25 protein-coding genes are annotated in these 24,181 nt (G+C 49.5%); 16 read left to right on the plus strand and 9 right to left on the minus strand.

Features of this window, described 5'->3' with window-relative positions:
* Nucleotides 1-98: 98 nt before the first annotated feature.
* The 3 genes from groL to ACKFKH_RS15485 all read left to right on the plus strand — a co-directional run bounded on the left by groL (nt 99) and on the right by ACKFKH_RS15485 (nt 5,114).
* Entirely contained in the window at nt 99-1,778 is a 1,680-nt protein-coding gene (gene groL / locus ACKFKH_RS15475; protein WP_446859209.1) for a chaperonin GroEL, read from the plus strand.
* A gap of 716 nt (nt 1,779-2,494) precedes the next feature.
* Nucleotides 2,495-3,841 carry an AAA-like domain-containing protein gene (locus ACKFKH_RS15480; protein ID WP_446859210.1) on the plus strand — a complete coding sequence of 449 codons (1,347 nt, stop codon included), beginning with the start codon at nt 2,495-2,497 and terminating at the stop codon, nt 3,839-3,841.
* 49 nt (nt 3,842-3,890) lie between these two features.
* A complete protein-coding gene (locus ACKFKH_RS15485) occupies nt 3,891-5,114 on the plus strand; it encodes an EAL domain-containing protein (protein WP_446859211.1) in 1,224 nt (407 codons plus the stop codon).
* Between the two features lie 457 nt (nt 5,115-5,571).
* On the opposite strand, the gene ACKFKH_RS15490 is transcribed toward ACKFKH_RS15485, so the two are convergent.
* Nucleotides 5,572-6,192, minus strand: coding sequence for a hypothetical protein (locus ACKFKH_RS15490; RefSeq protein ID WP_446859212.1), 621 nt, complete (start codon nt 6,190-6,192; stop codon nt 5,572-5,574).
* Between the two features lie 247 nt (nt 6,193-6,439).
* Between ACKFKH_RS15490 and ACKFKH_RS15495 the strand changes: the two genes are divergently transcribed.
* The 8 genes from ACKFKH_RS15495 to ACKFKH_RS15530 all read left to right on the plus strand — a co-directional run bounded on the left by ACKFKH_RS15495 (nt 6,440) and on the right by ACKFKH_RS15530 (nt 11,629).
* A complete protein-coding gene (locus ACKFKH_RS15495; RefSeq protein ID WP_446859213.1) occupies nt 6,440-7,942 on the plus strand; it encodes an efflux RND transporter periplasmic adaptor subunit in 1,503 nt (500 codons plus the stop codon).
* Entirely contained in the window at nt 7,942-9,219 is a 1,278-nt protein-coding gene (locus ACKFKH_RS15500; protein WP_446859214.1) for an ABC transporter permease, read from the plus strand. Before ACKFKH_RS15495 ends, ACKFKH_RS15500 begins: the two co-directional genes overlap by 1 nt.
* Before the next feature lie 43 nt (nt 9,220-9,262).
* Complete coding sequence (locus ACKFKH_RS15505) at nt 9,263-9,931, plus strand: ABC transporter ATP-binding protein (protein ID WP_446859215.1); 669 nt, start codon at nt 9,263-9,265, stop codon at nt 9,929-9,931.
* A gap of 224 nt (nt 9,932-10,155) precedes the next feature.
* Nucleotides 10,156-10,545: a VOC family protein gene (locus tag ACKFKH_RS15510; protein ID WP_446859216.1), complete on the plus strand. Its 390-nt coding sequence runs from the start codon at nt 10,156-10,158 to the stop codon at nt 10,543-10,545.
* Between the two features lie 5 nt (nt 10,546-10,550).
* Nucleotides 10,551-10,826: a helix-hairpin-helix domain-containing protein gene (locus ACKFKH_RS15515; protein ID WP_446859217.1), complete on the plus strand. Its 276-nt coding sequence runs from the start codon at nt 10,551-10,553 to the stop codon at nt 10,824-10,826.
* Nucleotides 10,827-10,830: 4 nt separating this feature from the next.
* A complete protein-coding gene (locus tag ACKFKH_RS15520) occupies nt 10,831-11,043 on the plus strand; it encodes a hypothetical protein (protein ID WP_446859218.1) in 213 nt (70 codons plus the stop codon).
* Nucleotides 11,040-11,273, plus strand: a complete 234-nt coding sequence (locus ACKFKH_RS15525; RefSeq protein WP_446859219.1) for a hypothetical protein — start codon at nt 11,040-11,042, stop codon at nt 11,271-11,273. Before ACKFKH_RS15520 ends, ACKFKH_RS15525 begins: the two co-directional genes overlap by 4 nt.
* 2 nt (nt 11,274-11,275) lie before the next feature.
* Nucleotides 11,276-11,629 (plus strand): type II toxin-antitoxin system PemK/MazF family toxin, encoded by a 354-nt coding sequence (locus ACKFKH_RS15530; protein ID WP_446859220.1) that lies wholly within the window; start codon nt 11,276-11,278, stop codon nt 11,627-11,629.
* A 5-nt stretch (nt 11,630-11,634) separates the two neighbouring features.
* On the opposite strand, the gene ACKFKH_RS15535 is transcribed toward ACKFKH_RS15530, so the two are convergent.
* From ACKFKH_RS15535 to ACKFKH_RS15565, 7 genes are all read right to left on the minus strand, one after another.
* Nucleotides 11,635-11,802, minus strand: coding sequence for a hypothetical protein (locus ACKFKH_RS15535; protein WP_446859221.1), 168 nt, complete (start codon nt 11,800-11,802; stop codon nt 11,635-11,637).
* On the minus strand, nt 11,789-12,124 hold the full coding sequence (locus tag ACKFKH_RS15540) for an element excision factor XisI family protein (protein ID WP_446859222.1): 336 nt from the start codon (nt 12,122-12,124) through the stop codon (nt 11,789-11,791). The genes ACKFKH_RS15535 and ACKFKH_RS15540 overlap by 14 nt, the downstream gene beginning before the upstream one ends.
* A 55-nt stretch (nt 12,125-12,179) precedes the next feature.
* Entirely contained in the window at nt 12,180-12,527 is a 348-nt protein-coding gene (locus tag ACKFKH_RS15545) for a XisH family protein (RefSeq protein WP_446859223.1), read from the minus strand.
* A 123-nt stretch (nt 12,528-12,650) separates the two neighbouring features.
* Entirely contained in the window at nt 12,651-13,334 is a 684-nt protein-coding gene (locus tag ACKFKH_RS15550; RefSeq protein WP_446859224.1) for a tetratricopeptide repeat protein, read from the minus strand.
* Between the two features lie 169 nt (nt 13,335-13,503).
* Entirely contained in the window at nt 13,504-14,226 is a 723-nt protein-coding gene (locus tag ACKFKH_RS15555) for a DevA family ABC transporter ATP-binding protein (RefSeq protein ID WP_446859225.1), read from the minus strand.
* An 8-nt stretch (nt 14,227-14,234) separates the two neighbouring features.
* The gene (gene devC / locus ACKFKH_RS15560) at nt 14,235-15,458 is read right to left on the minus strand and encodes an ABC transporter permease DevC (RefSeq protein WP_446859226.1); all 1,224 of its coding nucleotides are present in this window, start codon (nt 15,456-15,458) and stop codon (nt 14,235-14,237) included.
* Nucleotides 15,455-16,636, minus strand: a complete 1,182-nt coding sequence (locus ACKFKH_RS15565) for an HlyD family efflux transporter periplasmic adaptor subunit (protein WP_446859227.1) — start codon at nt 16,634-16,636, stop codon at nt 15,455-15,457. The genes devC and ACKFKH_RS15565 overlap by 4 nt, the downstream gene beginning before the upstream one ends.
* Before the next feature lie 111 nt (nt 16,637-16,747).
* Between ACKFKH_RS15565 and ACKFKH_RS15570 the strand changes: the two genes are divergently transcribed.
* On the plus strand, nt 16,748-17,359 hold the full coding sequence (locus ACKFKH_RS15570) for a TetR/AcrR family transcriptional regulator (RefSeq protein ID WP_446859228.1): 612 nt from the start codon (nt 16,748-16,750) through the stop codon (nt 17,357-17,359).
* Nucleotides 17,360-17,612: 253 nt separating this feature from the next.
* On the opposite strand, the gene ACKFKH_RS15575 is transcribed toward ACKFKH_RS15570, so the two are convergent.
* Nucleotides 17,613-18,434: a Cof-type HAD-IIB family hydrolase gene (locus ACKFKH_RS15575; RefSeq protein ID WP_446859229.1), complete on the minus strand. Its 822-nt coding sequence runs from the start codon at nt 18,432-18,434 to the stop codon at nt 17,613-17,615.
* Nucleotides 18,435-18,848: 414 nt separating this feature from the next.
* Here ACKFKH_RS15575 and ACKFKH_RS15580 point away from each other — a divergent pair, with 414 nt between their 5' ends.
* From ACKFKH_RS15580 to zwf, 4 genes are all read left to right on the plus strand, one after another.
* Entirely contained in the window at nt 18,849-19,790 is a 942-nt protein-coding gene (locus ACKFKH_RS15580; RefSeq protein ID WP_446859230.1) for a cation diffusion facilitator family transporter, read from the plus strand.
* 213 nt (nt 19,791-20,003) lie between these two features.
* Nucleotides 20,004-21,089 (plus strand): class 1 fructose-bisphosphatase, encoded by a 1,086-nt coding sequence (fbp, locus tag ACKFKH_RS15585; RefSeq protein WP_446859231.1) that lies wholly within the window; start codon nt 20,004-20,006, stop codon nt 21,087-21,089.
* 74 nt (nt 21,090-21,163) lie between these two features.
* Nucleotides 21,164-22,312, plus strand: a complete 1,149-nt coding sequence (gene tal / locus ACKFKH_RS15590; RefSeq protein WP_446859232.1) for a transaldolase — start codon at nt 21,164-21,166, stop codon at nt 22,310-22,312.
* Nucleotides 22,313-22,509: 197 nt separating this feature from the next.
* Complete coding sequence (gene zwf / locus ACKFKH_RS15595; protein WP_446859233.1) at nt 22,510-24,039, plus strand: glucose-6-phosphate dehydrogenase; 1,530 nt, start codon at nt 22,510-22,512, stop codon at nt 24,037-24,039.
* Nucleotides 24,040-24,181: the final 142 nt, after the last annotated feature.

Consider the following 24,181-nt stretch of genomic DNA (forward strand, 5'->3'; position numbering starts at 1 on the left):
GGCGACAAATTGCCCTATTCGGTTTTCCGATCCAGATCTCGTTTAGCAGTCGATCGCTTAGAGTGCTAAATTGCTAGGTGGAGAACTGGGAGAAGAATATGGCAAAAATTATTGTCTTTGGTGAAGAATCTAGACAGTCGCTCGAACAAGGGGTCAACGCTCTGGCAGATGCCGTAAGGGTAACCCTTGGGCCCAAAGGGCGCAATGTCCTGCTAGAAAAGAAATTTGGCACGCCTCAGATTGTGAATGACGGCGTAACGATCGCCAAAGAAATCGAACTCGAAGACCCGCTCGAAAATGCAGGCGCTTCTCTGATTCGCGAAGTGGCTTCCAAAACCAAGGATTTGGCTGGAGATGGCACCACGACCGCAACCGTGCTCGCTCAAGCGATGATTCGAGAAGGTCTGAAAAACGTGGCAGCGGGGGCAAATCCGGTGAGTCTGCGCCGCGGTATCGAAAAAGCCATTGCCAAAATTGTGGTTGAAATCGAAGCCGTCGCCAAGCCCGTCGAAAACAACGAAATCGCTCAAGTCGCAACCGTCTCTTCAGGCAACGATGAAGAAGTGGGCGCGATGATTGCCGAAGCAATGGAAAAAGTGGGTCGTGATGGCGTGATCTCAGTCGAGGAATCCAAGTCACTCGCCACCGAGATGGAATTAGTCGAAGGGATGCAAATCGATCGCGGCTATCTCTCCCCCTACTTTGTCACCGACGTTGAGCGGCTGATTGCCGAACTCGAAAACGCTGTCATCCTACTCTGTGATAAAAAGATTAGCTCCATTCAAGATCTGATCCCGGTTTTAGAAAAGGTGGCTCGATCGGGTCAACCGCTCCTGATTATCGCCGAAGATGTCGAAGGAGAAGCGCTGGCAACGCTAGTGGTCAACCGTTTGCGTGGCGTATTGAATGTAACTGCGATCAAAGCGCCTGGGTTTGGCGAAAGACGTAAGTCAATGCTGCAAGACATCGCCGTTCTCACCAATGGTCAACTGATTTCTGAAGATATTGGTCTCAGTTTGGATTCCGTATCGCTCGATATGTTGGGCACTGCTCGCAAAGTAACGATTACGAAAGACAGCACAACGATCGTCACTGACGCAACCAACACGGAAGACGTTAAAAAACGCATTGAGCAACTGCGTAAAGAATTAGCCGCAACTGATTCTGATTACGATACCGAGAAACTGCAAGAACGGATCGCGAAACTCTCTGGAGGCGTTGCCGTGATCAAAGTCGGTGCCGCAACCGAAACAGAACTCAAAAACCGTAAACTACGCATTGAGGATGCCCTGAATGCTACCAAAGCAGCGGTGCAAGAAGGAATTGTTCCCGGTGGTGGTACAACTCTGATTCACCTCGAACAAAAGATCGAAGAACTTAAGGAAACGCTAACGGGTGACGAAAAGATCGGAGCCGATATCGTCAAGCGATCGCTCGAAGCACCGCTCAAACAAATTGCAGACAACGCTGGCGTAGAAGGGTCTGTCGTCGTCGAAAAAGTTCGCGGATTAGACTTTAACGTTGGCTACAACGCTTTGACGAATACCTACGAAGACTTGATTGCTTCTGGGATCATTGACCCCGCCAAGGTGGTGCGGTCTGCTCTACAAGACGCGGCCTCGATCGCCAGCATGGTCTTGACCACTGAAGCGCTCGTCGTCGAGAAGCCTGAGAAAAAACCTGCGGCGGGTGCACCTGACATGGGCGGCATGGGCGGCATGGGCGGTATGGGTGGTATGGGCGGCATGGGAGGTATGGGCGGCATGGGCATGATGTAGTTTTTGCCATTACTTGATTGCAGCGGATGGGTCGATCGACTTATCCGCTTTTTTGTGTCACATTCTGGCAAAGTTTAGAAGTCTGGCAAAGTTTAGAAGTCTGGCGAAGTTCAGAAATCAGCAGTTTGGCTTAAAGTCCCTCACGGGTGGAAAGTTGGAGAGTCGTTCCCGGAGTTGCCGTCAAGTGGAGGGATTCATTGAATTGATGTTGATAGTATTTTAATCGCCGCCTAATTTATTGTTTTAGCCATTCAATTAGCTACTTAATTAGAAGCCGCTTGGCAACGTTGTCTCATTGTCGGTTGAGATATTTTGTGTATAGATTTTAACGTATCCCTCCGGTTCGTTTAGCGCTTATTATTCGTGACCTTTAAAGGGAAATTTAGAAAGAAAAAACTGGTTCCTTCAGGGTGCCGCAAAAGGGGACGCTCAACCGAGTGCATCAGTTCTAAATCAAGCTTTTGAACGATTAGTCATTTGCGTTTTTGAGAGGAATAAATTGCAGATTTTTTATTGTTGATTCTTATAAGTTCCTTATCTTTTGCCCATACTCTAAGCAGGTGAATTTAGTTCAAAATCTGCCGCAATTCCGTGCGACAAACTGCCTCTAAAGTGCCGTGAAACCGCCCCACTTGTCGCAGAGCAGCTAGAAACTGAGCTAAGTCCTAACGTGCTCTATTCACTTATTTATTCACCACATTTATAAGAGAACCGTCATGAGTTTAAAGCGCAGAAGAGGATTGATTCTTAGTCACCGAGGTTGGGAGCGACTGCAAGAAGCAGAGCGGCAGACCCTCAAAGAGCGGCAGTATAATCCCTACACGCTTCAAGAACTCAGCGAACTGACAGGTCTGAGCCAAAATACCTTGACCAGAGTAAGAGGGCGTAAAATTGCGGTCGATCGCTACACACTAGAACAGTATCTTCAAGCCTTTGGGCTGACGCTCGACCCTACAGACTACACCCATTCTCTGTCTGGCCCAGCCAATCATCCCACGATTCCTTTGATGGGGCAGGTTCCTCTCAATTCTGACTTTTATGTTTATCGATCCCCCCTAGAAGAGCAAATTTCTGAAGCGCTCACCTATCCAGGAGCCTTTTTGCAGATCAAAGCGCCTCAGCAGTTTGGCAAAACTTCTCTGGTCGTCAAAGTGTTAGATCAGGCAAGACTTCAAGGATTGACGACAGCCATTTTAAGCTTGCGACTGGTGGATGCAACGGTCTTTTCTTCGCAGCGATTTTATCAATGGCTCTGTGCGGTGGTCACCGATCGCTTAGGTCTACCCCAGCGCGTCGAAAAAGTCTGGAATCCGCAGATGAGCGCCAGCTATAACTGCACCCACTACTTTGAAAATTACCTTCTCAGCGAAGTGGACAATCCATTGATTTTGGCGATCGACGATCTCGACGTGCTCCAGCGTCACCCCGACATGGCGACTCAGTTCTTTTGTCTGCTGCGTGCCTGGTATGAACTGGCCAACTACGGCGATGAGCGCAGTCGCCTTTGGAAAAAGCTCCGAACGATCGTCTGCTCGGCAGAGAGCTACCTCCAACTTCACGATCTGCAAGCCCCCCTCGAAGCTAGTCTGACCTTTCAGCTTCCCCGCTTTACTCAAGAGCAAGTTCAAGATTTAGCTCAGCGCTACGGTCACGAAAGCCCCCCCGACGCAGCACGAGCGTTAATGGCTTTTGTGGGGGGTCATCCTCAACTGGTGCAGTGGTCGCTTCATTCGATCCAGGCGCAAGCGCTTCAGTTGCCTTCTCTGGCTCAGGCAGTTGGGTCGAGCTACCCACAAGGAGTCGCCCACGACGGGATTTTTGCCAGCCATGTGCGTCGCCAATTGGCAAGCCTCCAACCTCATACAGATTTGCTCGAAGCGATGCGGCGGGTGGTGCTGTCTGAGACTCCGGTGACGCTGGATGCGATCGTTGCCCTCAAGCTAGAAGACAAAGGTCTGATCACCCTCAAAGGTCAGCAGGCTGTTCCTAGTTGTGCGCTCTACCGCCACTATTTTGCTCAAGTGCTGACAGTCAAAGCGCCCTGTCGATTTGCGATCGCTTAAAATTGCTGCACTCGCCCATCTGCCCACTTATTTTTTTGCGAAATTTCCTATGCTCCTCCTGATCGACGACGATGATCTGTTTGCTTCAGACCTGATTGACCGACTAAAGATCAATGGCTTTCAGTCAACCTGGGCTGCTGGAGCCTACGTAGGAATTGCTCAAGCGATCGCCCTGCGTCCCAGTGTGGTGCTGTGTAGTCTGTGGATGCTCGACATGAACGGCTACAACGTGCTGGAGATTTTGCGGCAAAACCCAGACACGGAGGCGATTCCAGTTATCTTTTTAGCCCCTGATTACAGTGTGACCACGCTTAATCAGAGTATGGCGCTGGGAGTCGATGCATACCTGACCAAATCGTGCGCCTTTCAGGATCTGCTCGATACGATTTTGGTGCAGGTCAAACGATCGCTGTTGCGAATCCAAGCGCCTGTTAGAGAAAAGATTCCTTCGTCGCACCCCGCTGAGATGGTGGCTGAGATGTCTCTGTCAGAAACGGCGATCGCGCCCCTACCGATCAGACAGCCTGATGAGGTGGAGGCGTTTCAACAGGCCCTGACCAATGCCGAATTTGAGCTTGAATATCAGCCTCAGATCAATGTAGTCACCAATCGCATGGTGGGTCTCGAAGCGCTGGTACGCTGGCAGCATCCTCAACAGGGGCGACTGCTTCCCGCGCAGTTTATCCCGTTTGCTGAGGCGACTAATTTGATGGGGGCGTTAGGGGACTGGGTGTTGATGCAGTCCTGTAGCGATTTTGTGCAGTGGCAAGCGTTGCGTCCTGATTCGCTAAAACTGGCGGTGAATGTGTCGCTTCAGCAGATGGAAAGCGTCAATTTTGAGCGGACGATTACGCGAGTGTTGTTAGAAACGGGTGTAAAGCCAGAGTGTCTGGTGCTAGAGATTACCAACACGACTCCTGTGCAAAATCTTAAGGAGACGATCGCCACGATCCGCAGCCTGCAAAAGATGGGCATCAAAATTGCGCTAGATGATTTTGGCAGCGACTATGCTTCGCTCACGCTGATTCAGCAAATGGCTCCTGATCAGATCAAAATCGATCAAACCTTTGTCCAACAAATCGGTGTTCCTGAAGCGCGTGCCATCGTCAAGAGCCTGATTGACCTGTCCGAAACCCTACAAATCGAACTCGTGGCCGAAGGTGTGGAGACGATCGAGCAGCTAGAAAGCTTGTTTCAAGAAGGCTGCCATGTGATCCAGGGCGATTTGTGGAGTCCGGCTCTACCTGCGATCGACATTCCCGACTGGCTGTAAAGAGGGATGAGGCAGCCTCTTCGATCTTTTTCTCAAATCAGCGCTGCTAAATCAGGGGATGAATTGCCCCAAAGCGGCGGGAACCCCAAGGTTCAAAGTCCCCCATTTTTGGGGGATTTAGGGGGCGAAAAGATGGACACTTCCCACAGATTCATCCCTCCAATCAGCAACGCCTTCTCAAATCTTTTGTAGATAGAGAACTGTAAACAACATCCCTCTCGAATCACTTTAGGCAAATTAGATTGAACTCTAAACGCTGAAAAGTCACTCTAGCAATCTGTTCAGCATTCGCGCTTCTACTCCCTTAAGGGAACAGAAACAAACTGTGAATGCTAAAACGCTCACTGAGAAAAGGTTACGCTGCTTTTCAGTAATTTTGCTTCGCCTAGAGTGACATTAAAGGGATATCTTCTCAAACGGTCTTCAAAGCAGCGATCGTATTCAAAATCTCAGCCCATCAAGATTTCTTATTCTTCTTGCCCTTCTTCTTGGCTTTTTTGTCCTTCTTGCCTTTCTTATCCTTCTTATCTTTCTTGTCTTTTTTGTCAGACTTGAGAGGATTGATGGTGTCTACTGCCTCCTTAACAGTATCAACCACTCCTGTAAGGTTCACATCTTCAAGTTTCATGATCGGATTTTCCTCAGTCGTTGCAGATTGTTGAGTTGAGTTTTGAACCACTTCTTTGAGCGCATCTACCACAATGGGGATTGCAGAGGGGATTGCAGAGGGGATTGCAGGCGCAACGTCCTGTACCAAAGACTGAATACCATCTTTAGCAATCGTGGCAGTATTCTCAAGGCTGTCGGTTGCTATCACTGGTGCATTCTCAATAGCGTGATTGTGAGCGTGTGAATGGCTCTGATCAACGGGGACAGTGGAATTTACGTTGGTGTGACTTTTGTCATGCTTTGAAGCGCTTTTGTGTGCAATTCGCTCGATCGCCGCTTCGACTACCGTCCCAATCACCGCACCTGCAATCGCGGTTCCCACTTGCCGCATATTTGGGCCAAGAACGCCTCTCTCTGAAGTCGCTTTTGATAACTTCTGATCCTTGTCTTTTGATTTTTTCTTAGCCATCTACTTTATATTCAAAGAGTGTTTCAACTTTTGAGAAACTTGAGTTTAGCGAATCATTTTCACTTTGACATCTGCACCAAGGAGAATGTGTGATGCATTCAGGTTTCTCCCTGTTGATTGCTGACAGATTGAACCTGCGATCGCTCCTCCCCGTCTAACTAAGATCTACGTAAACGGATCAAGCAGACAGATCCTCAGACGAGTTCAAAATCCAATACCCTATAGGGAGTTAAATCGGGTGAATGGCATGAAGTTCAAGTTTAAGGTGCCAAAGTGGGTGCTGGGGCTTCTAGCGGTGGGGCTACTGTCAGGAGTCAGCTACGTCGCCTATGGGCAAATCACTCAGGCAAACAAGCAGCAAGCCAGACGCAACGTGCAAACCGCCACAGCAGAACGGCTTACGGTGCCTGTGACCATTTCTGCAAATGGAACGGTACAGCCAGAACGATCGGTGAATATGAGTCCCAAAAACTCCGGCGTACTCAAACAACTGCTCGTTAAGGAGGGCGATCGCGTCACTGCGGGTCAGGTGCTTGCTTACATGGATTCCTCCAATCTTCAAGGACAGCAGACTCAGGCTCAGGCTCAATTAGCATCGGCTCAGGCAAACTTGGACAAACTTCTAGCAGGCAATCGTCCTCAAGAAGTCGCGCAAGCTCAGGCTCAATTAGCATCGGCTCAGGCAAACTTGGACAAACTTCTGGCGGGCAATCGTCCTCAAGAAGTCGCTCAGGCGCAAGCAGAATTGACCTCGGCGCAAGCCAGTTTGCAGCAAGCCAGCCTCACCTTTAACCAAAATCAGCAGCTTTATGCAGCAGGTGCCCTTTCCCAACGCGAATTTGACACCTCTCGCACTGCCTACAACACTGCCAGAGCACAGGTCGAACAAGCCAAACAAGGATTAAACTTGCAGCAGGTAGGGTCTCGTCCCGAAGATATTGCCACCGCCCGCGCCCAAGTCGAACAGGCTAAACAGGCGCTCAGTTTACAAAAATCTGGCTCCCGCGAGGAAGATATCGCCACGGCCCGCGCTCAAGTGATGAATGCGAAAGGCGCGTTGCAAACGGTGCAGTCACAGCTAAACGATACCGTTATTCGCGCTCCTTTCAATGGGGTGATCACGCGCAAATTTGCCGATCCGGGTGCGTTTGTGACTCCGACGACTTCGGGTAGTTCGGTTTCGTCGGCGACTTCTTCTTCGATTTTGTCTCTGGCTTCGACCAATCAGATTGTGGCTAAAGTGCCCGAAAGCAGCATTTCTAAAATCAAAGTGGGAATGGATGTCACGATCGCCGCCGATGCCTTCCCCGGTCAGTCATTTTCAGGAAAAGTCAGGCAGGTCGCGACGCAATCGACGGTCGAACAAAATGTCACCTTTTTTGAAGTCAAAATGTCGCTGGATGATCCCAAAAATCAACTGCAAGCGGGGATGAATGTCAGCGTAAATTTCAAGGTCGGCACTTTGGACAATGCGCTGGTAATTCCCACGGTGGCGATCGTGCGACAAGAACAGGGAACGGGGGTTTTGCTGGCGGGCGGAGACGAACGGCGATCGAAGTTTCAACCCATCACGACAGGTGCCTCATTTGAAGATAAAACCGTCGTCGTTTCGGGGCTAAAAGCAGGTGACAAAGTGCTACTCAGCTTTCCTCAAGGCGAACGGCCAGCCTCGCGAACGCCTTCCGTGATTCCTGGAATGGGCGGCGGTTCTCCGGGTGGGTCGGGCGGCAGCAGACGAGGAGGCAGCTAATGGACAAGATGATTGAAAAAATTGCACCGATTCGACCGACCAAGATTTCCTTAATGGAAGTTTTGACAATGGCAGTGGAAGCGCTGTGGAGTAACCGACTACGAACCAGTTTGACCATGCTGGGTGTCGTGATTGGTATCGCTTCGGTGATTACAGTAACGTCAGTTGGGCAGGGCGTGCAGAAAGCAACCGAACAGCAGATTCAAGCTTTGGGAACGAATGTGATGCTGGTGTTGGCAGGCGTTGCGAGAACGGGCGGCATTAGTCAAGGGTCGGGCACTGCAAGTACGTTGACCTGGGAAGACTCACAAGCGATCGCCCGACAAGTTCCCGCGGCAGAGTCGGTGACGGCTTATTTGCAGCGAGGCGGCCAGGTCGTATACGGCGATCAAAACGAATCGACTTCAATTTTGGGCGTGGAGTTAAATTATCCCAACGTCAAAGAAATCTATCCTCAAGAAGGGCAGTTTTTCACACAACAAGATTTGGACAATGCAAGTTCGGTCGTCGTTTTGGGCAGCAAAGTGCGGAGTGATTTGTTTCCACCGGGTGCCCCTGCGATCGGAGAAACGGTGCGGGTGCAAAATGGTCGCTACACAGTCGTTGGCGTGATGGAGGCAAAGGGATCAGTGGGCGGACAAGATCAAGACGATCGGGTGTACGTTCCCTTAACCAATATGTCGTCTCAACTGGTGGGCAATACGTCGGTAAATGGTCAAGCGATCAGTGGGTTTTGGCTCAAAGCCAAGGATCAGGCACAGCTAGAAGCGGCGCAGTTTCAAGTGACAAACTTACTGAGAATTCGCCACAACATCTATCCCCCCAAACCAGACGACTTTCGCATCAGCAACCAAGTAGACATCATCAACACTTTTAGCAACATTGTGGGCTTGTTTACCGTGATGGTCAGTGCGATCGCCGGAATTTCTCTCGTCGTCGGCGGCATCGGAATTGCTAACATCATGCTCGTTTCAGTCGTCGAACGAACTCGTGAAATTGGCATTCGCAAAGCGATCGGAGCCACCAACAGCGCTGTTCTCAATCAGTTTCTTACCGAAGCCATTCTCGTTTCTTTACTGGGTGGAGCGGCAGGCGTGGCGATCGGAATTGGTTTAGCATTCGCCGCCTCATCGCTATTTAGCTTTCCGTTTGTGATTTCGGTGGGGTCGATCGTCGCAGGTATTGTTCTCGCACTCACCGTTGGACTGATTGCAGGCGTAATTCCAGCTCGAAATGCGGCCCGACTTGACCCGATCGCCGCCCTGAGAAGTGATTAGGATCGGGAAATAACATTATCTTATTCTCAGAGTAATTAAACTGATGGCAACAATGATTTGGATGGAGAACATCACCAAAACTTACCGACTGGGTGAAGTCGATGTTCCTGTGTTAAAGGGCATTGATCTTGACATTCAAGAAGGTGAATATGTGGCGATTATGGGCATGTCAGGATCAGGTAAATCGACATTGATGAATATTATTGGTTGTCTCGATCGCGCCACAGACGGCCACTATATTCTCGAAGGCCGAAACTTGACGACGCTAGAAAATGATGAGTTGGCTTACATTCGCAATCAGCGCATTGGCTTTGTGTTTCAACAGTTCAATTTGCTGCCGCGTGCGACGGCTTTAGAGAATGTCATGTTGCCAATGGTGTATGCAGGCATTCCCAAATCTGAGCGGCGGCGTAAAGCACAAGAAGCGCTGTCTCGTGTCGGTTTGGCAGAACGGCTCTCCAATCGTCCCAGTCAACTATCTGGAGGACAACAGCAACGAGTCGCGATCGCCCGTGCTTTGGTCAACCGTCCCGCGCTCGTATTGGCAGATGAACCGACTGGAGCGCTCGACACTCAAACGTCTGAAGAAGTCATGTCTCTGCTCACTGATTTGAACAATCAAGGAATTACGATCGTCATTGTCACCCACGAACCCGATGTCGCCGCCCAGACAAGTCGCACCATTCACGTTAAAGATGGGCTGGTGGTATAGGGGTGAGGCAACTGTTTGAGCTTGTGGAACATGGGAGCGATCGTTTGCTCAAAAAGTTGTTGTGCCGCTTAAGTTATCGGTTAGGAAAGTTGTTCAAACGTAATTTGTTGGTTTTAAGGTTAAGTCCTTTCAAAGTTGTCAATAGAACGATCGCCCCATTAAGGCTTGAACATTCTGTACAAGTGTACTATACTTGCTTCAGTCACCTTGGAGGAGAGACAAAAATGGTTAAGTTCTCTTACACAATTCTCTATGTTAAAGATGTCCCTCAAACCATCGCTTTTTATGAAAAGGCATTTGGCTTAAAGCAGCGTTTTGTTCATGAAAGTAAACAGTATGCTGAGATGGAGACAGGTGGAACGACGCTCTCTTTTGCCGCTAATGAACTTGCTAAGTCAAATCTTCCGCAAGGCTTTTTAGAAAACGATCGATCCAATCCACCTGCTGGCATTGAAGTTGGTTTTGTAGCAGATGACGTACCAGCAGCGTATGCATATGCTATAGAGGCTGGTGCTATTGCTGTTGTAGAACCGAAGGTTAAACCTTGGGGGCAAACAGTTGCTTATGTGCGGGATTTAGATGGTGTTTTGATTGAGATTTGTACCCCGGTGTAGTTGCTATGAAACCAAATACAATTTGTGAATTAGAAAAAATTCCGGGAGTTGGCAAGACGATCGCTCAGTATTTTGTAGATGTTGGGATTCGATCAATCCAAGACCTAAAAGGGCAAAAACCAGAAGAACTTTACAATCAACTATGTATTTATCAACGGAAGCACGTTGATCGTTGTATGCTCTATGTATTTCGATGTGCAGTTTATTATGCTTCTGCAAGTGAACCTGACCCAGAACTGTTGAAGTGGTGGAATTGGAAAGACAGGGAGTTAGAAGAGTAGATAAATGTCAACAGCGCGGCACAACAATTCAAATGCAGCGGACGGTCGAAAGTCACTGGTGCTGAGTTTGAGGTTACTTGCCGCCGCTGATTTGAGCCGTTCTGTTGCCTGCATGATTGAGCAGGAGCGCAGTCAAGAGCTTTTGAGTGAGTTGAAATCGCGACTGAGTTCATACAATAGAGAAATCTTTTATCGGTTATTTTTCCTATGGCTATGACTATTACTACTGAAGCCCTCAAACAAGATTTAGATCAACTGACTCCTGAGCAACTTCAACAAGTGGCTGATTTCATTGCTTTTCTGAAGTTTCGCGATCAGCGTCACCGTCAGGCCATCCTCGACCCAAAACAACTGGCTGCCCTATTTACAGAGTTTTCTGACGAAGACCGCGCTCTTGCCGAAGCAGGCATGAATGACTATGCAGCAATGCTCAGTCAGGAAGACTAAATATGAGCAACCTGCTTAAACGAGGTGAAATCTGGCTGGCCGATCTCAATCCGACTCAAGGTTCTGAGCAAGCAGGCATTCGCCCCGTCATCATCTTTCAAAATGACCTTGTTTCTCAATTCTCAAGCACGACTATTGCCATTCCCCTCACGACCAACCAACGTCGCGCCGCCCTGCCCATATGCTTACTGATCAAACAAGGTGATGGCGGACTCAGCCAAGATTCTGTTGCCCTGTGTTTTCAAATGCGGGTGCTGGACAAAACTCGTATGATTCGCAGGCTTGGACAACTGAGTTTAGAAGTCATTGTTTCCTTGGAAGAAGTGGTTTTGCTAACTTTAGGATATGACTCGTAAGATAACTACAACGTTGCTAAGACTTCTCTTGATGCTGCAATTTGACTGGCGCTAAACCCCGCTTCGTCTAGATATTTGAGAAAGTCGCGATCGCCATATCGTCCGTCTTGAGCGATCGCACTTGTGACAACTACGGAGGGATGATTCTCCAAAAAGTGGCTACACCACGGCATATCCAGTATGTGATCGAATCTCAGGGGAGTGAAAAGCCAGCACAATCTGGTCTTGGGGAATGCCTGCGGCAACAAGATCTTCAGTGATGCCGCGATCGATACCATCGTGATGCATCCAGAGTTTGCCATTGCGAATTTCAGCATGGAAAATCAAGCTATGAATCCGTTTTTTACCTTCCCAGCCTTCATTGACCACCATAAAATGGTTCTGGTCTTCACTAACGATAACGGTACTGGTGATGCGATCGGGCTTGCTCATAATCAGTGTGTGTTCTGACAATAATTTGTGCAGGATGTTGCGATAGCTGTTTAGCTTATCCATTGGGTAATAACCTCCCGAATTTCATCAAAAATCAAAACTTTAATATGACGTTTTCTCATCGGAATTTGCACAATTGGTTCAGAAAAAAAGTAAGATACACTTCCTCTCGAACTGCGAGGTAAAGAATACGCTCTGGATATTCTTCAGCAATGATGTCTTCGTAAAGAATGTATTGCCCAAGGGCATTTTCTAAATCCCTGACGGGCGATGCACTAATAAAGCTTTTCACTTCTACAGCAATCTTTTGACTACCACGATCGGCAATCAGCAATTTCTCTGCACCCAGGTCAATATAGAGATCCCGCTCACCAATCGCTAGAGTCAAAGGGTCGTCGGTAATCGTCCAGCCATCTTTGATCAAGGCAGTTTTCACCGTGTTGTGATAAAGGTCTTTGGCAGGCATAGAGCAGAACTGAGTTGCTCTTCTTATTGTACGATTTTAAGAATAGCCAAGCGCGCAGCCATTTCTAGAAAAACCTTGCAGTGTATACAACTCTGCATTCCATCAAGTGAGAACTGAAATCCGCTACAAAGCTGCTAAGACTTCTCTGGATACGGCAATTTGACTTGCGCTAAACCCCGCTTCGTCTAGATACTTGAGAAAGTCACGATCGCCATATCGTCCGTCTTGAGCGATCGCTTGCTGATAGGCTTGTTGTGCAAGTTTGCGTTCTCCATTGCTCCAGTGAGCGATCGCTAGAGCCACCCAGGGATGAGGATTGTTGGGTTCCAATTCGGCTGCTCGTTTTGCAGACGCGATCGCCCAGTCATAAGCCTTTAATCGCCAAAACGCCAAGCTCAGATTGTAGGGAGCAATTTCATTTTGAGGTGCCAGGAACGATGCCCAGGTGTGAGTCATGACCGCATCAGGCAATCGATCGCTCACCAGATAGACAATTCCCAACGCATTGAAGGTCTGAACATCAAAGGGATTGAAGGCGATCGTTTGTTCCAACATCGCGGCGGCTTCTGAATCTCGCTTTGCTAAATGCAGCGTCCATCCCAAACTAACGCGACCTGAAACATTGGCTGGCTCCAGTTCAACCGCTTTTTGGAGAGATGCGATCGCCGTCGCAAGTTGCCCTTGTTCTCGAAGCTGAAGCCCGCGATCGCGATACTGCACCGCCGTCATAGACAACAGAGGTCTAGGGTTGAAAACACCACTCAACAGCACCGAGATCAGAAGCCCACAGATCTGAGAAGCGCGCATCGTTTTGCCTAAATCACAACTGTTGCCTTGTACCTACCATTAAATCACTGGACTTTACATCAAACGGGTGACTTTGAATCGGGTTTCCGCCCTTTTTAAGGGGGCTAGGGAAATATCACGGCTTGTAACCGACTAAAAATATTCATTTACGATCTACTGAATATTGAAGTTACGCTGGCTGTGCTGACATTTCGGGCGTTGCGATTAGTTTGCCGTCTTCCATGTAGACAATACGATCGGCAATGTCCAAAATCCGATTGTCGTGCGTCACCATTAGAATTGTGCAACCTTGTTCCTTGGCCAGCTTTTGCATGATGTTGACGACATCGCGACCCGATTGTTTGTCCAAGGCGGCAGTTGGTTCGTCAGCTAATACAATCTGTGGATGACTGACCAGGGCACGCGCGATCGCGACTCGTTGTTTTTGCCCACCCGAAAGATTGTCAGGATAATACTGAGTTCGCGCTTCTAAACCAACTAGCTCTAACATTCTGATTGCTCGATCGCGCCTCTCATGACGCGGGAAAGCCCCATGCATTTCTAGCCCCATCATCACATTCTCTTGGGCTGTAAGACTCCCATGCAGATTGTGCGCTTGAAAGATATAGCCACACGATCGCCGCGCCTTGACTGCAATGTTTTTGGCGGCACCCACTAGCTCGGTGTTGAGAATTCGCAGGCTACCAGACTGGGGCGATCGTAAGCCACCCATCAATGAGAGCAGCGTCGTTTTACCGGAGCCTGATGGCCCTGTGAGGATTACAATTTCACCCGCAGCGATCGCTAAATTAACCTCAAATAGGGCTTGCTTACGAAGGTCACCTTTGCCGAAGAAGTGATCTAGATTTTCAACGGCGATCGCAGGCTGCACTCCATTCAGAATTAGGTTCATGGCTCCTCCTAGAAAATATCGGCTGGGTCAGCGGACTGAATTTTGCGGGTTGCAATCATCCCAGATACACTACACATCACCATCGTCAGAAAGAAAACAAAGGCAAGCCGTGAAAATGTCATCGAAATCGGTAGCGCCGCCGCGCTTTGAATTAACGCATACTGTCCCAACGCCAAGCCTAATCCTGGAATAAATCCCAACATTGCAAGTAAGATCGCTTCCTCAAACACAATGAGAAGTAGATAGCGATCGCGGTAGCCCATCGCCTTAAAGGTGGCATATTCTCCCATGTGTTCATTGACATCGGTCGAAAGGATCTGAAACACAATCACAGTTCCCACGACAAATGCCATAACGGTTCCAAACGTAAAGACAATGCCGATCGGGGTGTTCTTTTCCCAGTAGGCTTGCTCAAACGTGACAAATTCTTGTTTGGTAGATGCGATCGTATCAGCAGGCAAAATCGCTTTGATCTGAGATAGCACCTGGTTGGGATCGTGACCCGGCTGCACTTTGATCAACCCTAAAGTGATCTGTCCTGCGCCCTGTTGAGGAAAGAAGCGCAAGAAGTTTTCTTGACTGGTGATCAGCGTGCCATCTGTCGCAAAAGAGGCTCCCAAAGAGAACAAACCAGCAATTTGAATGGTGCGACGATCGAGTTCTGTTTTGACTGTCTGCCCTTTTTTGACTTGAGCAACGACTTCGGCGTAGTCTCCACGAGTGTTGCGATCGAACAAAAACGTATCGGGTTGCTTGAGCTTATCTAGATTTCGATTGACTTCATCAAAGGTAAAGGCGGGACGCTCCAGATTTTGACCGACTAACGTAAGCTGAGTTTTGCGACGAGTTTGCGGATTTTTCCACACCCCATTCGCGACGTAAAGTGCCTCTGCGGACTCCACCCCCGGCAAATCCTTAATCTGAAATAAACGACGACGCGGCAATGTATTGGCTAAGTTCAAATTGCGATATTGGGCACTGCGAATCACAATGTCAGCCTCGATTCCACGGTTGAGCAATGTGTTGCTGTCAAACAAGGCCGCCTGAATTCCTAACTGAGCAAACATCAACAGATCAGCGAATCCAATCCCGGCGATCGCGACCATCAGCCGTCCTTTATTCTTCTTTAGTTGCAGCCAGCCCAGGGGTGTGCGGTCTTGCCAAAATCTAAGTTTAGACAGGCGAGGTTGAGGGGTCTCCTGTTGATGCGGTTTTGGTTGGGTCAACGTCATTGTTGAATCTCTCCTGTCACCTGCAAGTTCGTTAATCCGACGACTTTCTGGGCAGAGTCTCTATCTAGTTGCACCCGGACTTCGACCACACGCGCATCAATGTTGGCAGAAGTATCTGAGTTCACCACATTCTGACGCTTCACTTTGGCACCAATTTCGATGACGCTGCCCAAAAGTGGCGCTGTGAGACTATCGGCAAACAGTTTGGTTAGTTGCCCCAGTCTGATCTTGCGAATGTCTGTCTCATAAACTTCAAGAAGGGCAGTCATTTGACGGGTGCGCCCCAGTTCCACGATGCCATCACTCGAAACTAGCTCACCGGGACGAGTGTGAATATCCAGAACAACGCCATTTTGAGGAGCGCGAACGGTTGCCAAATCGAGTTGGGCCTTGGCTTGTTGGACGGCAGCGATCGCCCGATCGACCTGTGACTGTGCTGCTTCGACATCAACGGGGCGCACTTCGGCAATGCGATCGAGGGTGGCTTTGGCGGCGGTGAGTTCGGGTGATCGTGTGGTTTGAATTCGATTTAACACGGCCTGGGCTTCTTGTAGGTTGCGCTGTGCAGTCTTTAGCGTCAAAGCTTTGCTATCTCGCAGAGAAGCGGATGTAGCACCCTGCTGATAGAGAACCTCATAGCGCTGGGTTTCTGTTTGGGCGTTTTGCAATTCTGCTTGAAGTCGATCGACCGTCGCACTCTGGGCTTCAAGATCTCCCTGTCGCTGGGCTTCTAACCGAACAATCTCGGCTTGTTGAGCAGTCACTTCACCTTGTTTAGCGCCAGCTTTGACTACGGCTAGATTTGACTGGACAACGTTTACCTGTTGCTGGGCTTCTTGAAGGGCGGCTTGGAGGCGATCGCGATTATCCAACACGGCGATCGCTTGTCCCGCTTTAACGCTATCTCCCTGTTTGACTAGAAGTTGTTCAACGCGACTAGAGCCACCAGAAGAGTTGGGCGCAGAAAGTCTAATCACTCTGCCTTGAGGTTCGAGGTAGCCCAAAGCGGTGACGGTTTGCTGTTGGGGAGCAGCCTTTTCGACGGGTTGAGCGGTCTGGGCAGAGGAATGAGCGCGCCAAAGCGTAAAAGCGCCCGTTCCGCCTAATAAAATCACAGCGGCGATTCCCAAAAGCTTCCAGGACGGGAGCCGCTTTCCGTCGATCGTGGGACTCTGCATGGTGCTTGCCTCGTGGGGTAGAGTTTAACTAAACGGTTTAGTTAAGTAGGATTTGCTATTAAACTAAACCATTTAGTAAAATTGTGTCAAGTCCAATTTTTGATCTGATCGATGGAACCGTCTCAGTCTGCTAATTCTGCCCGTCAGCGATCGCCCGAAAAAACGGCTGCCATCTTAGAAGGGGCAATGCGTGTCTTTCTAAAACAAGGCTATGTGGGCACCACAATGGATCGGGTGGCGATCGCCGCAGGTGTGTCTAAGCCAACGCTCTACAGCCACTTTCAAGACAAAGAAGGATTGTTTAATGCTTTGACCGCGCAATGGGTGCAAAAGACGCAATGGGCAAGCTGCCCTCACGATTTGCTCAAGTCTCACGAGCCGCCTCAAGTCGTGCTGCGTCAGTTGGCCGACAGTATTTTAGATAGCTGCACCAACAATTCTGAAAAAATTACGTTTATCCGATTGGTGTTGGGCGAGTCGGGTCGCTTTCCAGAACTCGGAAGAGCCTTTGTACAACACATGGATAAGCCGATCCTGAATGCCCTGACTCAGTATCTAACAGATTGTCCAGACTTGAATCTAGCTGATCCTGCCGCCGTTGCTCACATGTTTATGGGGACATTGATTTTTCTGCTGATTACCCAGGAGATGTTGCATAGTGGGGATATTGTGCCAATGGATCGCGATCGACTTGTTGATAATTTGATTAACCTGATCACTTGAATGAGTTGAGCAAACTAAGAATCGTGGCGTTGCTAAATCAGCAGGGTGGTTTCATACAAGAAAAAAGTAGTGAGGATTTTTAATTCCTTCGTTGAGGTTCGCTCAAAGTTGTGAACGCTACGCGCCACAAAGTGTTCGCAGAGACTGAAAAATCAGGCTTCTGGGTTTTCCTTTTGGTGTACGAAACCACCCTGCTTTTTTAAGAGGGGCTAGGGGGGATCTCCAGACGATTTGATACTTTTCAAACATCCTCTCAGAGCAAAAATTCTTCGATCGCCGCCGCCGCTCCATCTGCTTCTACACTGGGAGCAACCCACTGAGCGATCGCCTGCACAGCCTCTGGCGCATTCCCCATCGCAACGCCGACCCCAGCATATTCGAGCATTTCGACATCGTTAAAATTGTCTCCGATCGTCATCACGTTTTCTGGCTTGAGTCCGAGTAGCTCTTCGGCGAGGTAGCAAACCGCCGATCCTTTGTTAGCAGAGGGATGGGTCGCTTCAAAAAAGGTGGCGACTGATTTTGTCAGATAGAGTTCGGCAGGCGTGTACTGCTTTTGCAATGATCCGAGAAGTTGTGTGATCAGATCCGTGTCATCGCTGAGGGCCAAAACTTTAGTTGGCTCAGTCTCCAAAGTCGTTCGCAGATCTCCGACAGCAATGGGTTGAATGCCCGATCGTTCTGAATAGGCCTTCGTTTCGGGCGTGATTTCTCGAACGTATAGCTGGTCATTAATATAGAAATGCACCGACAGCAGCGCCTTCAATTCTGTCCGTTCAAAGTAGTCCAGCAGGGCTGATACCTGTTCTCTGGGCACTGACCAATGGCGATGTACTTTCTCAGTGGCAGGATCTTGAATCCAGGCTCCTTGATAGGCGATCAGCGGCAACCGAGAACCCACCATTTGATGAAAGCGCAGCGCCGATCGATACATTCGCCCTGTGGCGATCGCCACCTCAACGCCCTTTTGTTGAGCCGCTCGAATGGCGCTGAGAACCGATGGATTAATTTGATTGGAGTGACCTGCGATCGTACCGTCGATATCCAAAACCAATAAGCGAAGATCGGACTGCATCATTTTCATTAAATTTGGTCAGGGATATTGGATATTAGACATCAGACATTGGACATCAAACATTGGACATTAGACGTTATACAAAATTGATCTTTGAGTCCTACAGGTCTTGGAGAGCAACCTAAATCTCCCACTTGTGGAGGACTTCAAGCCAAAGAAGTCTCGGATTCTCAAAGTCCCCCAGAATGGGGGATTTAGGGGGCGAAGGATCTGTAGCACTAACCAATTGATAGGGTATTAATCATCGGTTTCACGTCTCTAGCCCAAAGTCTCTAGTCTAAGGTCTCTCTTTCTTCTTGATTGGGTATTAATCATCGGTTTCGCGTCTCTAGCCCAAAGTCTCTAGTCTAAGGTCTCTCTTTCTTCAAAAAACATAACTATCTCTGAAACTAAATTCCGTGATAGGTTGGGGTTATGGCTGAAGTAAAAAACCCCCGTGGGGTGAGTCGTCAAGTTTTGTTTGTGACGCTCTGGCTGACACTGCTCGTTTTGGCGGTCAAAGTCTGGGCAGGTTGGGCTACGCGATCGCTCAGTCTGTTAGCCGAGTCGCTTCATACCGTGATTGACAGCTTTAGCACGGTTCTCAGCCTGATCGCAGTTTCTTCGCCTTATCGCATCTCAGGACGAGAAGTGTGGGGACATGGCCGCCTCGAAACCACCCTGACGCTTTTGTTAGTCAGTTTTTTGGGCTTTGCCTGCTTTAGCATTTTGGGATTATCGCTTCAACAATTAGATGCGGCTCCCAATTTGACCGCAGTGCTGCCTGTCCAGATGACCGTCCCGTTGATTGGGCTGCTGGCGATCGCTTTTGCAGCGAGTTTAGGATTAGCCGTCTTTGAGAAATATTTGGCTAAGTCCCTCGAAAGTACAGCCCTGCGAGTCAATGCCAACCAGATTTTGCAAGATGCATGGCTGACCCTAATCCTGCTCGGCGGACTGCTTGGCATTCTCAAAGGATACCGTTGGCTTGATCCCCTGTTGGCGATCGCCCTGATTATTACTGCCGTCCTGAGTTGTTGGCGTGTCCTTAATTGGCAACTGCCTTTGATGATCCGACAGACGGCGATCGCGCCCGAAGCCATTTCTCAACTGGTGCGCGAAATTCAAGGTGTGACCCACTGTTACCAGATTCATTCGCGGGGGATCGTGGGTCGGCAGGTGTTGATCGAGATGCGTCTCGTACTGCATCCTGAGTTTGCTGGACTGAGCCAGTGGATTATCGAACAGATCGAAGCCACCATTCGAGATCACTACGGCCCCGTACAAGTTGTCGTACAGCTAGAAAGCGATCGCGACGAGCCATCTGACTTTGCCAGAACCCAATCGCCCAGCCGCGAACTCGATTGGAATCAATAGGGCGATCGACTCGATCCCCTTTGCTAAACCTTCAGCAGAATGTCTTGGAGAATACCCAAACTTGGATCATTTCTATAGTTGATCTAAAGTTAGACCCCGTTCTTGAAATGCCTTCCTAAGATAGAAGCAAGGGCACTCAGGCGATTCGTACTCTACAATTCGTACTCTACAAACAGCCTTAGTGGATTTTCAAACTTAGGGAGGAGAAGAATCATGACCGACGCTGACCCACCCATCAATTTGCAGAGCGAACACCCTCCAGGTCGTGATTACGCGCTTGACCGCGACTGCACCACCCTTTCTCGTCACGTCCTAGAACAACTGCAAAGCTTTTCACCGGACGCTCAAGATCTCAGCGCCTTGATGAATCGCATCGCGCTCGCCGGAAAGTTGATCGCTCGTCGTCTCAGCCGGGCTGGTTTGATGGAGGGCGTTTTGGGCTTTACAGGCGATGTCAATGTGCAGGGCGAATCTGTCAAAAAGATGGATGTGTTTGCCAATGAGGTGTTTATCTCCGTCTTTAAGCAAAGTGGTTTAGTGTGCCGCCTCGCTTCTGAGGAAATGGACGATCCTTATTACATTCCGGAAAACTGCCCAGTGGGCCGATATACCTTGTTGTACGACCCGATCGACGGCTCCTCTAATGTAGACATCAACATCAATGTGGGGTCGATTTTCTCGATTCGTCAGCAAGAAGGCGAAGACGCAGATGGCACCGCTCAAGATCTGCTACAAAGTGGACGAAAACAAATCGCCGCAGGGTATATCCTCTATGGGCCGAGTACGATGCTGGTGTATTCGATCGGCAAAGGCGTTCATGCATTCACCCTTGATCCCAGTTTGGGCGAGTTTATTTTGTCAAACGAAAATATTCAGACTCCTGAGCATGGGTCGGTCTACAGCGTCAACGAGGGCAACTTTTGGCAATGGGACGAGTCCATTCGCAACTACATTCGCTATGTGCATCGCCACGAGGGATACACGGCCCGCTATGGAGGCGCGATGGTCGGTGACTTTCACCGCATTTTGTTTCAGGGCGGCGTTTTTCTGTATCCCGGAACCGTGAAAAAACCAGAAGGCAAGCTGCGGCTGCTCTACGAATCTGCACCGATGGCGTTTTTGATCGAGCAAGCGGGCGGTCGGGCGACTACCGGGACTCAAGACATTCTGGATGCGATCCCTGAAAAGCTGCACGCTAGAACCCCGTTGATCATTGGCAGCAAAGAAGACGTGGCGCTGGTCGAATCTTTCATTCAAGAGGGAGCCAGAGATCAAGAAGTGCTGATGTCCAAGCGATAAACCGTTTTGAACTCTATTTGAGAGTCAACTCTCGAACCTCAAAACTCAAACCTGTACCGATTAGGAGCAATCTAATGACAACGAACCACCTTCTAGAAATCAAAGACTATGGGCAAAGTATCTGGATGGATAATTTGACCCGTGACTTGGTTCAGTCAGGTGAACTCAAGCAGATGGTCGAAACTCAAGGGCTGCGCGGGGTCACTTCAAACCCAGCCATTTTTGAAAAAGCCATCAACGGCAACAAAATCTACGACGCTGACATTGAGGCGGGGATCAGAGCCGGAAAATCGCTATTAGAAATCTACGAATCTCTGATTTTTGACGACATTCGCAACGCCTGCGATGTTTTCCTACCTGTGTATGAAGAATCGGGTGGATTGGATGGCTACATCAGCATCGAAGTGCCGCCCAACATCGCCGACGATACAGAATCCACCATTTCAGAAGCGCGTCGCTATCACCGAGAAATTGGTCGCCCTAATGTGATGATCAAAATCCCAGGAACGTCGGCAGGGTTGCCCGCTGTCGAACAGATGATCAGCGAAGGCGTGAATGTCAACGTGACGCTGCTATTCTCGGTGCAAAGCTACATTAATACCGCTTGGGCTTACATTCGAGGACTGGAGAAGCGGGCCGCCAGCGGCGAAGATATCAGCAAAATTGCCTCCGTTGCCAGCTTCTTTCTCAGCCGCATCGACATCAAAATTGACGAGCGAGTTGATGAACTCTTGAAAAAAGGGGTCGATGACATCGCCGAAGAAGCCAAACTGAACGCCCTCAAAGGTAAGATTGCGATCGCCAACGCCAAAATCGCTTATCAAGAGTACAAAAAGATCATTGCTGATCCCCGTTGGTTAGCGCTCAAAGAAAAAGGAGCCAACGTTCAGAGACTCCTCTGGGCCAGCACAGGCACCAAAAACCCCAACTACAGCGATGTCATGTATGTCGATGAATTAGTTGGCCCTGATACAGTCAACACGTTGCCACCTGCTACGATCGAGGCCTGCGTCGATCACTGTGATGTAGCTTCCCGCATCGAAACGGGTGTCGAAGAGGCTTACGAATTGATCAACAGCCTCAAAGACCCCGACATCGACATTAATTTGACCGAAGTCATGGAAGAACTCCTCTCAGAAGGCATCGACAAATTTGTCCAACCCTTTGAGTCACTGATGAGTTCGCTGCAAGAAAAGGTCGATCGACTCGCGACAGTCTCGTAGAAGAAGGGATGAGGGAAGAGGGAGGAGGGATGAATAAGACGCTATTGTTTCGTTCAGACTAAATCTCTCTTCCCGTCCTACCTTTCTCTTGAGCTTTGACGCTGATTAAAGAGTTTGAGACCGACCCCGAAATTTTTGCCCCTGACCCACGCACTCGTTTCATTCCTCATCCTTCATCCCTCATTTAGCCCCCGCCTATGGTTACTTTGCTCGAAAATCCGCTTCGTGTTGGTCTACAGCAGCAGCGCATTCCAGAACCCAATATTATTGTCTTTTTTGGCGCATCTGGAGATTTGACCAAACGCAAACTGGTGCCAGCGCTCTATAAGATGAAGCGTGAACGACAACTGCCACCGGAGATCACGATCGTCGGGGTGGCTCGTCGGGAGTGGAGCGATGATTTCTTCCGCGAACAGATGCGAGAAGGCATCGAAGAATTTTCGGATGGCGTTGGGTCAGATGCGATTTGGAACGACTTTGCTCAAGGGTTGTTTTATTGTCCGGGTGACATTGACAATCCCGAAGGCTACCAAAAACTCAAAGCACGGCTCGCAGAAATTGACCAGATTCGCGGCACCAGAGGCAATCGAGTCTTTTATCTAGCGGTGGCTCCCAAGTTCTTTCCAGAAGCGATCAGACAACTGGGGGCGGCTGGAATGTTGGATGATCCCCGTAAAACGCGCCTGGTCATTGAGAAACCCTTTGGTCGCGATCTCAGTTCTGCTCAAGCGTTGAACCGGGTTGTCACCGAAGTTTGTAAAGAAGAACAAGTCTATCGGATCGATCATTATTTGGGCAAAGAAACCGTTCAAAATCTGCTGATCTTTCGGTTTGCCAACGCGATCTTTGAGCCATTATGGAACCGTCAGTTTATCGATCACGTTCAGATTACGGTGGCTGAAACGGTTGGTGTCGAAGATCGAGCGGGCTATTACGAATCTTCGGGCGCGCTGCGAGACATGGTGCAAAACCACCTGATGCAGCTATTTTGTCTGACCGCGATGGAGCCACCCAACTCCCTGGATGCCGACAGCATTCGTACCGAAAAGGTAAAAGTCATCCAGGCAACACACCTCGCCGATGTCAACAACCTAGAATATTCAGCAGTCAGAGGTCAGTACAAAGCAGGCTGGATGAAAGGCAAGCAGGTGCCGGGCTATCGAGACGAACCTGGCGTGAGTCCTCAATCGACGACTCCTACCTATGTGGCGATGAAGCTGGCGATCGACAACTGGCGCTGGCAGGGCGTTCCGTTTTATCTGAGAACGGGGAAGCGTCTACCTAAAAAAGTGTCAGAAATCTCCATCCAGTTTCGCGATGTGCCTTATCTGATCTTTCAATCTGCCGCCAAGCAAGCCAACGCTAACGTTCTCACGCTGAGAATGCAGCCCAACGAAGGCATTGCGATGCGGTTTGAAGTGAAGATGCCCGGTGCAGATTTGAGAAGTCGATCGGTCGAAATGGACTTTAGCTACGGTTCCTCCTTTGGTGTGACAGGCGGCGAAGCCTACGATCGACTCTTGCTAGACTGCATGATGGGCGATCAAACCCTATTCACCCGTGCCGACGAAGTAGAAGCCGCCTGGCGAGTCGTCACCCCCGCCCTCTCTGCCTGGGAATCGCCCACCGACCCTGCCACCATTCCTCAATACGAAGCGGGCACCTGGGAACCCTCAGCGGCCGAACAGATGATCGATCGAGATGGTCGGCGCTGGCGAAGACTTTAGAAGGGATAAGGGATGAGGGGTTGCCGCTGGCGGCACGCTTCGCGAGAGGGATGAATGTTTGGGTGAGCCTTCTCGCCTACCAAGGTTTCATCTTTCGCCCCTCACCCCTGATCCTTTCCCTTTTCATCCTTCATCCCTCATC

It is taken from the genome of Phormidesmis sp. 146-20 (genome assembly GCF_052939475.1).

Excerpts from the sequence above, each read along its gene's own strand:
- groL (WP_446859209.1), top strand. The coding sequence starts at position 99 with ATGGCAAAAATTATTGTCTTTGGTGAAGAATCTAGACAGTCGCTCGAA.
- ACKFKH_RS15480 (WP_446859210.1), top strand. The coding sequence starts at position 2,495 with ATGAGTTTAAAGCGCAGAAGAGGATTGATTCTTAGTCACCGAGGTTGG.
- ACKFKH_RS15485 (WP_446859211.1), top strand. The coding sequence starts at position 3,891 with ATGCTCCTCCTGATCGACGACGATGATCTGTTTGCTTCAGACCTGATT.
- ACKFKH_RS15490 (WP_446859212.1), bottom strand. The coding sequence starts at position 6,192 with ATGGCTAAGAAAAAATCAAAAGACAAGGATCAGAAGTTATCAAAAGCG.
- ACKFKH_RS15495 (WP_446859213.1), top strand. The coding sequence starts at position 6,440 with ATGAAGTTCAAGTTTAAGGTGCCAAAGTGGGTGCTGGGGCTTCTAGCG.
- ACKFKH_RS15500 (WP_446859214.1), top strand. The coding sequence starts at position 7,942 with ATGGACAAGATGATTGAAAAAATTGCACCGATTCGACCGACCAAGATT.
- ACKFKH_RS15505 (WP_446859215.1), top strand. The coding sequence starts at position 9,263 with ATGGCAACAATGATTTGGATGGAGAACATCACCAAAACTTACCGACTG.
- ACKFKH_RS15510 (WP_446859216.1), top strand. The coding sequence starts at position 10,156 with ATGGTTAAGTTCTCTTACACAATTCTCTATGTTAAAGATGTCCCTCAA.
- ACKFKH_RS15515 (WP_446859217.1), top strand. The coding sequence starts at position 10,551 with ATGAAACCAAATACAATTTGTGAATTAGAAAAAATTCCGGGAGTTGGC.
- ACKFKH_RS15520 (WP_446859218.1), top strand. The coding sequence starts at position 10,831 with ATGTCAACAGCGCGGCACAACAATTCAAATGCAGCGGACGGTCGAAAG.
- ACKFKH_RS15525 (WP_446859219.1), top strand. The coding sequence starts at position 11,040 with ATGACTATTACTACTGAAGCCCTCAAACAAGATTTAGATCAACTGACT.
- ACKFKH_RS15530 (WP_446859220.1), top strand. The coding sequence starts at position 11,276 with ATGAGCAACCTGCTTAAACGAGGTGAAATCTGGCTGGCCGATCTCAAT.
- ACKFKH_RS15535 (WP_446859221.1), bottom strand. The coding sequence starts at position 11,802 with ATGCCGTGGTGTAGCCACTTTTTGGAGAATCATCCCTCCGTAGTTGTC.
- ACKFKH_RS15540 (WP_446859222.1), bottom strand. The coding sequence starts at position 12,124 with ATGGATAAGCTAAACAGCTATCGCAACATCCTGCACAAATTATTGTCA.
- ACKFKH_RS15545 (WP_446859223.1), bottom strand. The coding sequence starts at position 12,527 with ATGCCTGCCAAAGACCTTTATCACAACACGGTGAAAACTGCCTTGATC.
- ACKFKH_RS15550 (WP_446859224.1), bottom strand. The coding sequence starts at position 13,334 with ATGCGCGCTTCTCAGATCTGTGGGCTTCTGATCTCGGTGCTGTTGAGT.
- ACKFKH_RS15555 (WP_446859225.1), bottom strand. The coding sequence starts at position 14,226 with ATGAACCTAATTCTGAATGGAGTGCAGCCTGCGATCGCCGTTGAAAAT.
- devC (WP_446859226.1), bottom strand. The coding sequence starts at position 15,458 with ATGACGTTGACCCAACCAAAACCGCATCAACAGGAGACCCCTCAACCT.
- ACKFKH_RS15565 (WP_446859227.1), bottom strand. The coding sequence starts at position 16,636 with ATGCAGAGTCCCACGATCGACGGAAAGCGGCTCCCGTCCTGGAAGCTT.
- ACKFKH_RS15570 (WP_446859228.1), top strand. The coding sequence starts at position 16,748 with ATGGAACCGTCTCAGTCTGCTAATTCTGCCCGTCAGCGATCGCCCGAA.
- ACKFKH_RS15575 (WP_446859229.1), bottom strand. The coding sequence starts at position 18,434 with ATGCAGTCCGATCTTCGCTTATTGGTTTTGGATATCGACGGTACGATC.
- ACKFKH_RS15580 (WP_446859230.1), top strand. The coding sequence starts at position 18,849 with ATGGCTGAAGTAAAAAACCCCCGTGGGGTGAGTCGTCAAGTTTTGTTT.
- fbp (WP_446859231.1), top strand. The coding sequence starts at position 20,004 with ATGACCGACGCTGACCCACCCATCAATTTGCAGAGCGAACACCCTCCA.
- tal (WP_446859232.1), top strand. The coding sequence starts at position 21,164 with ATGACAACGAACCACCTTCTAGAAATCAAAGACTATGGGCAAAGTATC.
- zwf (WP_446859233.1), top strand. The coding sequence starts at position 22,510 with ATGGTTACTTTGCTCGAAAATCCGCTTCGTGTTGGTCTACAGCAGCAG.